Genomic DNA, 12366 nt, shown 5'->3' on the forward strand with positions numbered 1-12366 from the left:
TCGCACGTGAACGGCCCGCTGATGCAAGTGATGCGCTCCGAATGGAACACGGCGCTGCCGATGAACGCCGAGCTCAGCGCGGAAGCGCTGCTGACCGAGTCGCTGCTGGCCGAGTTCATGGCCGCCGACGTGCTGGTGCTGGGCGCGCCCATGTTCAACCTGTCGGTGCCGTCCACGCTGAAGGCCTGGCTGGACCGCGTGCTGCTGCAGGGCCGCACCTATGACGTGGGGCCGGACGGCCGCACCGTCGGGCTGGCGACGGGCAAGCGCGTGGTGCTGGTCTCGACCCGTGGCGGCCAGCCGCACGAGATGCTGGCAGACCACCAGGAGTCCTACCTGAAGGCCGTGTTCGCCATCATGGGCGTGGCGCAGGTGGACGTGGTGCGCGCCGAAGGCATTGCGCTGGGTGCGGAACTGCGCGCGCAAGCCATCCAGGGCGCGCTGCGGCAGGCTGCCCAATTGCGTGTGGCGGGATAGCACGCCGGCGTCCCGCAGCGGCTGCCGCGCGCGGCGCTGTTCGCTATAATTTGCCCATGTCAGCCAACACTATCGAGATCAACCGGCAGATGGACAAGTTCGCCGGACACCACAGCGTGTGGGTGTTCGGCTATGGCTCGCTGATCTACAAGGCGGACTTCCCCTATCTGCAGCGGCGCCCGGCCAGCATCGCCGGCTGGTCGCGGCGCTTCTGGCAAGGCTCGCACGACCATCGCGGCACGCCCGCCGCGCCGGGCCGGGTGGTCACCATCATCCCCGAGGCCGGCGCCATCTGCCATGGCATGGCTTACCTGATCACGCCGGCCGTGTTCGAGCACCTGGACTACCGGGAAAAGAACGGCTACTTGCGGGTGGCGGTGGAGATGGCGTTCGACGACGCGGCGACGGCGGGTGCGGCCGACGCCGCCGAAGGCGTGGTGTACGTGGCGCGCGAGGACAACGAAGCCTTCCTGGGCGAAGCGAGCGAAGAGGAAATCGCCCGCCACATCGCCCGTTCCGCCGGCCCCAGCGGTCCCAACAGCGACTACCTGACCCACCTTGCCATCGCCCTGCGCGAACTCGGCAAGCACGACGCCCACGTCTTCACCATCGAGCAATACCTGCTGGAACTCATCGCCAGCAACACCTAGCACGCGGCGGGCAACCGACCGGCGGCAGCGTGAGAATGTGTGCATTTTCCATGTATACAAGCTGATATTCTCTCGTTACCGGCCAGGCTAGGCCATCTGAGGGCGCGCGATGAAACTACCTCCCCTGACCCACGGTATTGCGCAGCTGAGCGTTCATGAACTCGTGCAAGCCATGCAATGCATGCCCGTGGGCGTGACCATCATCGACAGCGCTTTGACGATGCGTTTCTGGAACGATGCCTTCTGCCGTCTGCTGAACTTTACGGCAGACGTCATGCGTCCCGGCGTAACGCTGCCGGACTTGTTTTACTTTAACGCCCGGCGCGGCGAATTCGGGCCGGGCGATCCGGAACGGCAAGTCGAGGAGCGCATTCAGCTCAGCAAACAATTCCAGCCCCATCATTTCACCCGCACGCGCCCCGACGGCACGGTGCTCGACATCACCGGCAGCGTCATCCACGACGAGAACGGCGAGGCCCAGGGTTTCGTCACGATCTATCAGAACGTGACGCTGGAACACCAGCACGAGCAGCGTCTGCTTGCCGCCAACCAGGAACTGCAGATTGCCTATGACGACTTGAAGCAGGCGCAAATCGGCTACGCGGAGATGGAGGAGGACAGGCGCCGCTATTATCAGCTGGCGGCGCGCGATCCGCTGACCGGTTTGTTTACGCGCTACTACATGGAAGATGCGGCGGCCCGCATGATCGAATTGCACGAGCGCGAGGAGTCAGCGCGGCTGGCCTTATTACTGTTCGATATAGACCATTTCAAAGACATCAACGACGCGTGCGGGCACCTGAGCGGCGATGTCGTGCTGCGCCGCGTGGGCCAGCTGCTGGGCGGCTTGTCGCGCCGGGCCGATGTCGCGGTGCGCTACGGCGGCGACGAATTTGCCATCTTCCAGTCCGGCGTCAGCGCCAACGATTGCCTGGCCTTCGCCGAGCGGTTCCGCGAAGCGGTGCAGGCACTTCGCTTCGACGGCAACCTGGCCGGGCGCCGGCTCTCCATCAGCGCCGGCGTCGCCGAGCACCGCATCGGCGAATCCATGAACGACCTGATCGAGCGCGCCGACGCCGCGCTGTACGTGGCAAAGCGCGCCGGCCGCAATTGCTCGCGCAAGGCGCCGTAAGCCCTTAACGCATCGAAACCAGTACCACCGGCAAACCACCCCAGGCGATAGCTATCCCGTTCAACTTGCCTGCCGTACCGCTCGGCAGAGCACGATCACACGGATCACACGGGTGTGATCGCGCAATTTCGTACAGGGCCGATGCGCAGAATCCGATTGCCACCCAGCAGAGCTGGCCATCGGCGCTAGCAGCGGCAGGATGATACTGATCCATCGCCAGCCCATCTATCCTCCCCTTGCTCAGAACAGGTCCATCTGCCCCGCCGCCGCTGCGGTCCTGGCTTTGGCGCCCAGCGCCGGGACCACCAGCGGGCGCTTGAACTGCGTGGCGTCGAGCTGGCTGAAGCGGCTGCCGCGCTTTTCCATGCCGAAGCGGCGGATGGCCTTCTCGGCGCGCTGCCGTATCAGCTCGGCCCACACGCCCTCGCCCTTCATGCGCTTGCCGAAATCGCTGTCGTAGTCCTTGCCGCCGCGCATGTCGCGCACGCGGTTCATGACGCGCTGGGCGCGGTCCGGGAAGTGCGCTTCCAGCCATTGCTGGAACAGCGGGTTCACTTCCCACGGCAGCCGCAGCACGATGTAGTTGGCGTGCATGGCGCCAGCCTCGAAGGCCGCTTCCATCACCCGCTCCAGGTCCGGCTCGGTAACAAAGGGAATTACCGGCGCGATGCTGACGCCCACCGGTATGCCGGCCTCGGCCAGCATGCGGATGGTGCGCAGGCGCCGCGCCGGGGCCGCCGCGCGCGGCTCGAGCGTGCGGGCGATGGCCGGGTCCAGCGTGGTGATGGTGATGGCGGCCGAGGCCTGCCCCCTGGCCGCCATGGCCGCCAGCAGGTCGATGTCGCGCTCGATCAGCGCGGACTTGGTGATCAGCCCCACCGGATGCCCGCATTCGTGCAGCACCTCCAGCACGCGCCGCGTGATGCGCAGGCTGCGCTCGCAGGGCTGGTAGGCGTCCGTGTTGACGCCCAGCGCGATTGGCTCCGGCACGTAGGCCGGCCGCGCCAGCTCCTGCCGCAGCAGCTCGGGCGCGTTCACCTTGGCGAAGATCTTGCTCTCGAAGTCCATGCCGGGCGACAAGCCCAGGTAGCTGTGCGTGGGCCGCGCAAAACAATAGATGCAGCCGTGCTCGCAGCCCCGGTAAGGGTTGAGCGACACGCTGAACGGAATGTCCGGCGAGCTGTTGCGGGTAAGTATGGACTTGGCCACTTCGTCCGTGACGTGCGTCTTCCACACGCGCGGAGCGGCGGGGTCGTCCTCCTCGTGTTCCCAGCCGTCGTCGAACTGCTCGCGCCCGTAGGCCTCGTAGCGGCCCTGCAGATTGCTGAGCGCGCCGCGCCCCTTCTGCGCGCGCAGCGGCGCCGGCGGCAGCATGGCTTGCCCTTCAAAGTCGTCTTCATCCATGGCCATTCCAATACTGTATGCATATACAGCATTCTATGCCGCATGGCGCGTCCGCGCAACAGTGATTATTGGAGAGATTTCCCCTCCGGACGGCAGCGCATAATCACCGAGGTCACTCGATTATCCGACAGGGAATTCCCATGCTGAAAAACCTGAAGATCGCCACCCGCCTGGGTTTCGGCTTTGGCAGCGTCGTTTTGCTGCTGCTCATTTTGTCCATCATAAGTGTCCAGCGCCTGGGCACCATCAACGAAAGCACGCGCGTCATCTACGAGGAACACTACGCCAAGGTAGTGCTGATCAACGGCGTGCTGACCAACAGCATGGACAACGCGCGCCAGATGCGCAACATCCTGCTCTCCACCAGCGATGCCGAAGTCGAAAAATACCGGCGCCTGGTCGATGCCAACCGCAGCGAAATGACGGACGGCCTGGGCAAGGTGCAAAAACTGCTGAGCACGGACGCCGGCAAGCAGATGTACAAGAACATCATCGACAAGCGCGAACTGGTGGCCGCCAAGTACGAGCCCTTCTACGCGCTCGTGAAGAGCGACCGCAAAGCCGCCATCGACTTCCTGAAGACCGATTTCGTGCCCACCAACGACGTGTTCTGGGCCGCGCTGGAAGCGCTGGCCAAATCGCAGGGCGAGCTGATGGACAAGGCCGCCAGCGAGGCCGCCGCCACCTACGAGTCGACCCGCACGCTGGTGATCGCGCTGGCGGCGCTGGCCATCATCCTGGCGGTGGCCATCGCGGCCTGGATCACGCTCAGCATCGTGCGCCCGATCCGGCAAGCGGTGCAGGTGGCCGAACGGCTCGAAGCGGGCGACTTGTCGATTGAAATCAACGACAGCTCCAAGGACGAAACCGGTCAGCTGCTGCGCGCCATGCGCAACCTGGTGGCCAAGCTGAACCAGGTGATTTCCGGCCAGAAGCGCGCCGTCGAGGCCGCCAACCGGGGCAACTTCGACAGCCGCATCGACCTGAACGGGCTGCAAGGCTTCCAGAAGGACTTGGGCGAAGGCCTGAACCAGCTGATGGTGACCACCGGCGCCAGCATCGACGACGTGGTGCGCGTGATGGGCGCGCTGTCGGAAGGCGACCTGAGCAAGACCATCACCAAACCCTACGAGGGCGCGTTCGACGACCTGAAGCGCTACGCCAACAACACGGTGGAGAAGCTGGGGCTGGTGATCGACGGCCAGCAGCGCGTGGTGGCGGCCGCCAACCGGGGCGACTTCCAGGCGCGCGTGGAACTGGCGGGGCTGCAAGGCTTCCAAAAGGAACTGGGCGAAGGCCTGAACCGCCTGATGGTGACCACCGGCGCCAGCATTGCCGACGTGGTGCGCGTGATGGGCGCGCTGGCGGACGGCGACCTGAGCAAGACGATCGACAAGCAGTACGAAGGCAGCTTTGCCGAGCTGAAGGAATACGCCAACAACACCATGGCCAAGCTGCTGCAGGTGGTGACGGAAGTCAATTCCGGCGCCCAGTCGCTGGCCAGCGCGTCCGAGCAAGTGAGCGCCACGGCGCAGGCGCTGTCGCAGGCTTCCAGCGAACAGGCCGCCAGCGTGGAGGAAACCAGCGCCTCCATCGAGCAGATGACCTCCTCCATCGCCCAGAACACCGACAACGCCAAGGCCACCGACGGCATGGCGGCCAAGGCTTCGCAGGAAGCCAGCGAGGGCGGCGAGGCGGTGGACGCCACCGTGGCGGCCATGAAGCAGATCGCGCGCAAGATCGGCATCATCGACGATATCGCCTACCAGACCAATCTGCTGGCGCTGAACGCGGCCATCGAGGCGGCGCGGGCCGGCGAGCACGGCAAGGGCTTCGCGGTGGTGGCGGCCGAAGTGCGCAAGCTGGCCGAGCGCAGCCAGGTGGCGGCGCAGGAGATCGGCGAAGTGGCCACCAGCAGCGTGGAACTGGCCGAGCGGGCCGGCGTGCTGCTGGAACAGATGGTTCCCAACATCAAGAAGACGTCGGGACTGGTGCAGGAGATCGCCGCCGCGTCCGAGGAGCAGTCGGCCGGCGTGGCGCAGATCAACTCGGCGGTCAACCAGCTCAGCCAGACCACGCAGCAGAATGCCAGCAGCTCGGAGGAGCTGGCCGCCACGGCCGAGGAGATGAGCAGCCAGGCCGAACAGCTGCAGCAGACCATGGGCTTCTTCAAGGTGAACGCGGCGCCGCAGGCGCCGCGCCGGCAGGCCCAGGCGCCGATGCGCAAGCCGACCGCCGTCAAGATGGTGCGCAACCGCGACCTGTACGCGTCGGCGGCGCCGGCCGGCGAAGAGCTCGACGAGGCCGAGTTCGTGCGATTCTGAGCGGCCCCGCCCTGACGCGGGGCCGCTCCGTCCTGCGTTTTCCGCTGCGTTTTCCCTTGCCCGCCCCGCCACGCAGCGGGGCGGGAGCTTCGCTGCCGGGCCGCTAGCTGGTATCATGCGCACTGTCCCAGGTGCCGTGCGCCCGGCGCCGATGCGCCGCGCACGCTATCCGATGTCACCAACACCGCCAGCCCATGGCCGCGCTCCCTGCTGCGGCGGGCTGCTTTTTGACCCGAATCGACCACAACATGACCAATACGAACAACAATCTGCCTTCGCTTGGCGCCCGCATCGCGCTCGCCTTCGGCACCTTCTTCCGCACGCTGTCGGACCCGCAGTTCGCCGCCCGCCTGCAGCGCATCAACTCGCGCGTGGCCGGCGCCACCGCAGCAGCGCCCACCGCCGCGCCCACTGCCGCGCCCACTGCCGCACCGACCGCCGCCCCCACCCCGGCGCCAACGGCCGCGCCCACCGCGCCGCCGGCCCCCGTCATCCTGCGCGAAGCCACGCCGGACGCCGCCTTGCAGCTGCTTAGCCTGCTGCAGCGCGAAGCGCGCCTGATCGACTTCACCCAGGAAAACCTGAGCGCCTACGCCGACGCCGATATCGGCGCCGCCGCGCGCGTGGTGCACGAAGGCTGCGCCAAGGTGCTGCGCGAGCACTTCACCATCGAACCGGTGCGCGCCGAAGCCGAAGGCACGCGCGTCACGCTGGAGGAAGGCTTCGATGCGGCCGCCGTGCGCCTGACCGGCAACGTGGTCGGCAAGGCCCCGTTCAAGGGCAGCTTGAGCCATCGCGGCTGGCGCGCCACCAGCGTGCGCCTGCCGAAGCTGGCCGAGGCGCATGACGCCAAGGTACTGGCACCTGCGGAGGTGGAACTGTGAGCGAGAATCTGAATAACAACGCGCACACCCCGCGCTACGCCATCGGCATCGACCTTGGCACCACCCACAGCGCGCTGTCCTATGTGGACCTGCAGGCCAGCGACGGCGAGAAGACCGCGCAATCGGTGCTCGGCGTGCCGCAGCTGACCGCGCCAGGCACGGTGGAAGAACTGCCGCTGCTGCCCTCCTTCCTGTATCTGCCGCACCCGGACGAAATGGCGCCGGGCCAGTTGGCGCTGCCATGGCAGGCCGACGGCGAAGGCGAGGCACCCACCGCCGTGGCGGGCGAAATGGCGCGCAGCCGCGGCGCCACCACGCCGATCCGCCTGGTGTCCAGCGCCAAAAGCTGGCTGTGCCACCCCGGCGTGGACCGCCGCGCCGCCATCCTGCCGAACGACGCGCCGGAAGAAGTGACGCGCGTGTCGCCGCTGGAAGCGTCCACGCGCTACCTGTCGCACCTGCGCCAGGCATGGGACGCCGCCCATCCGGATGCCCCGTTCACGGAGCAAGCCGTCACCGTCACCATCCCGGCCTCGTTCGACCCGGCCGCGCGCGAGCTCACGGCCGACGCGGCCAAGGCCGCGGGCTACCAGGCATTGACCTTGCTGGAGGAGCCGCAAGCGGCCCTGTACAGCTGGATCCAGGGCAGCGAAGGCCGCTGGCGCAAGGAAGTCAAACCCGGCGACATCATCCTGGTGGTGGACGTGGGCGGCGGCACCAGCGACTTCTCGCTGATCGCCGTGCTGGAACGGGACGGCGTGCTGGAACCGCACCGCGTGGCCGTGGGCGACCATATCCTGCTGGGCGGCGACAATATGGATCTGGCGCTGGCCCACCTGGTGGCGCGCAAGCTGGCCGCCAACGGCACCCAGCTGGACGCCTGGCAGCTGCGCGCGCTCACCTACGGCTGCCGCGCCGCCAAGGAAGCCCTGCTGGCCGACGCCAGCGTGGAAAGCTGGCCTATCGTGGTGCCGAGCCGCGGCTCGAAACTGATCGGCGGCTCGATCCGCACCGAGCTGACGCGCGCCGAAGTGAGCACCTTCATCCTGGACGGCTTCTTCCCGCAGGTGGAAGCCTCGGCCCGCCCTGCCGTGCGCACCCGCGCCGGCTTGACGCAGCTGGGCTTGCCGTATGCGCAGGACGCCGCCGTCACGCGCCACCTGGCGTCCTTCCTGGCGCGCCAGCTGGGCGCCACCAGCGAACTGCAAGGCTATGAAGGCAGGCAGAGCGCCGATGCCACGTTCCTGCACCCGACCGCCGTGCTGTTCAACGGCGGCGTGTTCAAATCCGAACTGCTGGCCAAGCGCGTGATGGACACCATCAACGACTGGCTGTACCTGGAAGGCGCCGAACCGGCCCGCATGCTGGGCGGCGCGGACCTGGACCTGGCGGTGGCGCGCGGCGCGGCCTACTACAGCTACGTGCGCCGTGGCAGCGGCGTGCGCATTCGCGGCGGCACGGCGCGCTCGTACTACGTGGCGGTGGAATCGTCGATGCCGGCCATCCCCGGCATGGAGCCGCCGATCCAGGCGCTGTGCGTGGCGCCGTTCGGCATGGAGGAAGGCAGCGAGATGGAACTGCCGGGCCAGGAATTCGGCCTGGTGGTCGGCGAGCCGGTGGACTTCCGCTTCTTCGGTTCCTCCACCCGCCGCCAGGACCAGATCGGCGACATGCTGGACTTCTGGGGCCCTGAGGAACTGCAGGAGCTGAACGCGATCCAGATGACGCTGTCGCCGGAAGGCCGCCAGCCGGGCGACGTGGTGCAGGTGCGCCTGCACGCCCAGGCAACGGAGTCGGGCACGCTGGAGCTGCTGGCGGTTTCCAACGACAATGGCCAGCGCTGGAAGGTGGAGTTCGACGTCCGCGCAACCGTCGGCGAGTAATGAAGCCTTACCTCGTCAGCATCGACCTGGGCACCACCAACACGGTGCTGGCCTACTGCGAGCCCGGCTCGGACGAGGTCAAGCTGTTCGACATCGACCAGTTGGTGGCGCCCGGCGAGATAGGCACGGCGCCGCTGCTGCCGTCGCTGCGCTACCACCCGGCCGAGGGTGAGCTGGCGGCGGGCGAGCTGCAGCTGCCGTGGCGTGAGCCCGACGTGGCCGGCGTGGCCGAGGTGGCTAGCGGGCGCCTGGCGCGCAAGCTGGGCGCGCAGGTGCCGGGCCGGCTGGTGGCCAGCGCCAAGAGCTGGCTATCGCATCCCAATGTGGACCGCATGGCGGCCATCCTGCCGTGGGGCGCGGAGCCCGACGTGGCCAAGGTGTCGCCGGTGGCGGCCAGCGCCGGCTACCTGGCGCATCTGCGCGCGGCGTGGAACCAGCGTTTCCCCAAGCAGCCGCTGGAACAGCAGCAGATCGTGCTGACGATACCGGCCTCCTTCGACGAGGGCGCGCGCGCGCTGACGCTGGAGGCGGCGCGCATGGCGGGCCTGCCCAAGCTGCGGCTGCTGGAAGAGCCGCAGGCCGCATTCTACGACTGGCTGTACCGCCACCGCGCCACGCTGGCGCAGGACCTGGCGCAAACGCGGCTGGTGCTGGTGTGCGACGTGGGCGGCGGCACCACGGATTTCAGCCTGATCAAGGTGGAACTGCCCGCCGGCGGCGGCGATCCCCTGCTGACGCGCATCGGGGTGGGCAACCACCTGATACTCGGCGGCGACAATATGGACCTGGCGCTGGCGCGGCGGGTTGAAGCCCGCCTGGCCGGCAGCGACGCGGGCAGCACGCCTGCGGTGCGCCTGTCGGCGACGCGCATGGCGCAGCTCACGGAGCGCTGCCGCGCCGCCAAGGAACAGCTGTTGGCGGCCGATGCGCCGGACAGCGTGGCCGTGACGATGCTGGGCTCGGGCTCCAAGCTGGTCGGCGGCTCGCGCTCGGTCGAGCTGACGCGCGAGGAAGTCGAGGCCATGGTGGTGGACGGCTTCTTCCCGCTGGGCGCGGCGGACGAGGAAGCCAGGCGCACGCGCGGCGGCATCGTGGAGTTCGGCCTGCCCTACGCCAGCGACCCTGCCATCACGCGCCACCTGTCCAGCTTCCTGCACCAGCACGCGGCCGCCGCACGCGCGGCCTTGGGCGCGGCGCCGCACGCCAGCCTTGCGGTGCCGGACACCCTGCTGCTGAACGGCGGCGTATTCAGGGCCGACGCGCTGGCGGCGCGGCTGGAGGCCACGCTGTCCGCCTGGCGCGGCGCGCCGGTGCAAGTGCTGCACAACGATAATCCGGACGTGGCTGTCGCGCGCGGCGGCGTCGCTTACGCCATCGGCAAGCAAGGCCGCGCCCCCACCATTGGCGGCGGGTCCCCGCGTTCCTACTTCCTGCTGCTCGACAGCGATGCCGCCAGCAACGGCGCAGCAAGCGGCGCAGGCGCGGCCGCTGCGGACGCGCCCGCTGCGGCCGATGCCGGAGACGATGCCGGGGCGCTCGTGCGCCACGCACGCCGGGCCGTCTGCATCCTGCCGCGCGGCGCGCAGACCGGCAGCGAAGTCCGTCTTGCGGAACGCACCTTCGCGCTGCGCCTTGGCCGGCCGGTACGCTTCCACATCGTCTCATCGACCGCCGATTCGGGCGCCGCGCCGGGCGCGGGGGAGCTGGTTGAACTCGATCCATCCTCCTATGTGCGCCTGCCGCCCATCGCCACCGTGCTGCGCGACAGCGGCGACGCGGCGGCACGCAAGGAAATCCCGGTCCAACTGGCCGCGTCGCTGAGCGAAGTGGGCACGCTGGAAGTGCATTGCGTAGCCAGCGAAGGCGGCAAGCCACAGCGCTGGCTGCTCGAATTCCAGCTGCGCGCCCACGGCGCCCCCGCGGCCGAAGATGGCGCCGATGAGATCACCCTGCCGCCCCGCTACAAGGACGCGCTGGAGAGAATCGAGCGCATCTTCGGCAGCCGCGCGCAGCAGGTGGACAGCAAGGAAGTGCGCCAGCTGGGCCGCCAGCTCGACCACTTGCTGGGCGCGCGCGAGTCCTGGCCCACGCCGCTGCTGCGCCACCTGTTCGACGCGTTGCTGCAGCGGGCCAAGGGCCGCCGCCGCTCTGCCGAGCATGAACGCGCCTGGCTCAACCTGGCCGGCTATTGCCTGCGGCCCGGCTTCGGCCATACGCTGGATGCCTGGCGCATCGAGCAGCTGTGGGCCATGTTCGACAGCGGCCTGCAGCACCACAAGGACAGCCAGGCCTGCTCGGAATGGTGGACCTTGTGGCGCCGCGTCTCCGGCGGGCTGGACGCCACGCAGCAACTGCGGCTGCTGGACGATTTCGCCTTCAACCTGCAGGCCGACGAGCAGGAGCGCGGCCGCCGTCCCGTCACGCTGGTCAACGGCAGCGAGGAAGACATGCTGCGCCTGGGCGCATCGCTGGAACGCATCCCGTCGGCCTACAAGGGCGAGATCGGCGAATGGCTGCTGGGCCAGGTGCAGCAGCTTGCCACGGCGTCTGCAGCCAAAGCCGACAAGGCCGAAGCGGCGCTGGGCCGCTTCCTGTGGGCACTGGGCCGGGTGGGCTCGCGCCAGCCTTTCCACGGCAGCGCGCACGACGTGGCGCCGGTGGAAACGGTTGAGCAGTGGCTGGCGGCGCTGCTGACGCTGGACTGGAAGAAGGTGGAACCGGCAGGCTTCGCCGCCGCCCACCTGGCGCGCATGACGGGCGACCGCACGCGCGACATCAGCGAAGAACTGCGCGCGCAGATCCTGCAGCGCATGGAAGCGACGCGCGCGCCGGCCGCCTGGAGCGCCATGGTGCGCGAGGTGGTGCAGCTCGACCAGGCCATGGAGAAGCGCATGCTGGGCGAGGCGCTGCCGCCGGGGCTGAAACTGCTCAGTTGATCGCCGGCCCGGCTGATGCTCTACTCAACCGGGCGCCCCGCCCGGACGTAGCCTTGCTGCTGCGCCACGAACCCGTCGAACGCCGCGATCAGCGGCGCGAACTTTTCCTCGTCGCCTTCCAGCTGCGCCAGCGCGTACGCCGTGGCTTCCAGCGTGGACAGCTGGTCCGGCGCGTGCGCCTTGCGGATCAGGTAGTGCGACGCCGGGACCTCGCGCAGCGGCAAGCGCGGCAGGCGCTGCAAGGCCGGGTTCAGATAAAGCATCTTGCGGCTCTTGCGCCAGGTGGCGTCCAGCACCACCAGCTTCAGGGAGGCCGGCTCGCCGGCCCAGGCCGGATCGAACGGCGGCGCGGGGGCGATGCCCAGCGAGGCGCCGCCCGGCGTTTCAGGATACAGCAGCAGCGCACGGCGCGCGCCGCCCAGCAAGGCGTCGAGCCGCTCCGGCTCGAAACTCTCGCCCACTTCCAGGCGGCTGTCCGGCAGGGACAGATGCAGCAGCCGCGCGCTGTTCTTGGCATTGGCCACTTCCAACGGATGCTGGAGTATCAGCACTTCGGCGGCGCTGGCGAGCGGCGCAATCCAGCGGCAGATGCAGCCCGATTGCGGCCGCAGGCAGGCCGCGCACATGGGACGTTTGTTTGAGGAAGACATGTGCGATTGTAGCGCATGCCCTCCCG

At 68.4% G+C, this 12366-nt stretch carries 9 protein-coding genes; 7 read left to right on the forward strand and 2 right to left on the reverse strand.

Going from position 1 to position 12366, the window contains the following annotated elements; all coding sequences use genetic code 11:
- The 3 genes from AC6H42_RS29925 to AC6H42_RS29935 all read left to right on the forward strand — a co-directional run.
- The coding region (locus AC6H42_RS29925) for an FMN-dependent NADH-azoreductase (protein WP_497549617.1) at positions 1-477 on the forward strand (477 nt) is incomplete at its 5' end.
- A gap of 56 nt (positions 478-533) precedes the next feature.
- Positions 534-1127: a gamma-glutamylcyclotransferase gene (locus tag AC6H42_RS29930; RefSeq protein WP_497549618.1), complete on the forward strand. Its 594-nt coding sequence runs from the start codon at positions 534-536 to the stop codon at positions 1125-1127.
- A gap of 109 nt (positions 1128-1236) precedes the next feature.
- On the forward strand, positions 1237-2259 hold the full coding sequence (locus AC6H42_RS29935; protein ID WP_229418204.1) for a sensor domain-containing diguanylate cyclase: 1023 nt from the start codon (positions 1237-1239) through the stop codon (positions 2257-2259).
- 240 nt (positions 2260-2499) lie between these two features.
- Here AC6H42_RS29935 and AC6H42_RS29940 read toward each other — a convergent pair whose 3' ends face one another.
- Positions 2500-3669, reverse strand: coding sequence for a PA0069 family radical SAM protein (locus AC6H42_RS29940; RefSeq protein WP_057155875.1), 1170 nt, complete (start codon positions 3667-3669; stop codon positions 2500-2502).
- Positions 3670-3803: 134 nt separating this feature from the next.
- On the opposite strand from AC6H42_RS29940, the gene AC6H42_RS29945 reads away from it, so the two are divergent.
- From AC6H42_RS29945 to AC6H42_RS29960, 4 genes are all read left to right on the forward strand, one after another.
- A complete protein-coding gene (locus AC6H42_RS29945) occupies positions 3804-5987 on the forward strand; it encodes a methyl-accepting chemotaxis protein (RefSeq protein WP_082551860.1) in 2184 nt (727 codons plus the stop codon).
- A gap of 248 nt (positions 5988-6235) precedes the next feature.
- A complete protein-coding gene (locus AC6H42_RS29950) occupies positions 6236-6871 on the forward strand; it encodes a DUF2760 domain-containing protein (RefSeq protein ID WP_497549619.1) in 636 nt (211 codons plus the stop codon).
- Complete coding sequence (locus tag AC6H42_RS29955) at positions 6868-8754, forward strand: Hsp70 family protein (protein WP_497549620.1); 1887 nt, start codon at positions 6868-6870, stop codon at positions 8752-8754. Before AC6H42_RS29950 ends, AC6H42_RS29955 begins: the two co-directional genes overlap by 4 nt.
- On the forward strand, positions 8754-11690 hold the full coding sequence (locus AC6H42_RS29960; protein ID WP_497549621.1) for an Hsp70 family protein: 2937 nt from the start codon (positions 8754-8756) through the stop codon (positions 11688-11690). The genes AC6H42_RS29955 and AC6H42_RS29960 overlap by 1 nt, the downstream gene beginning before the upstream one ends.
- A gap of 20 nt (positions 11691-11710) precedes the next feature.
- On the opposite strand, the gene AC6H42_RS29965 is transcribed toward AC6H42_RS29960, so the two are convergent.
- Positions 11711-12340 (reverse strand): tRNA-uridine aminocarboxypropyltransferase, encoded by a 630-nt coding sequence (locus tag AC6H42_RS29965; protein ID WP_497549622.1) that lies wholly within the window; start codon positions 12338-12340, stop codon positions 11711-11713.
- Positions 12341-12366 lie beyond the last annotated feature (26 nt).

The organism is Massilia sp. NBRC 108631 (genome assembly GCF_059704565.1).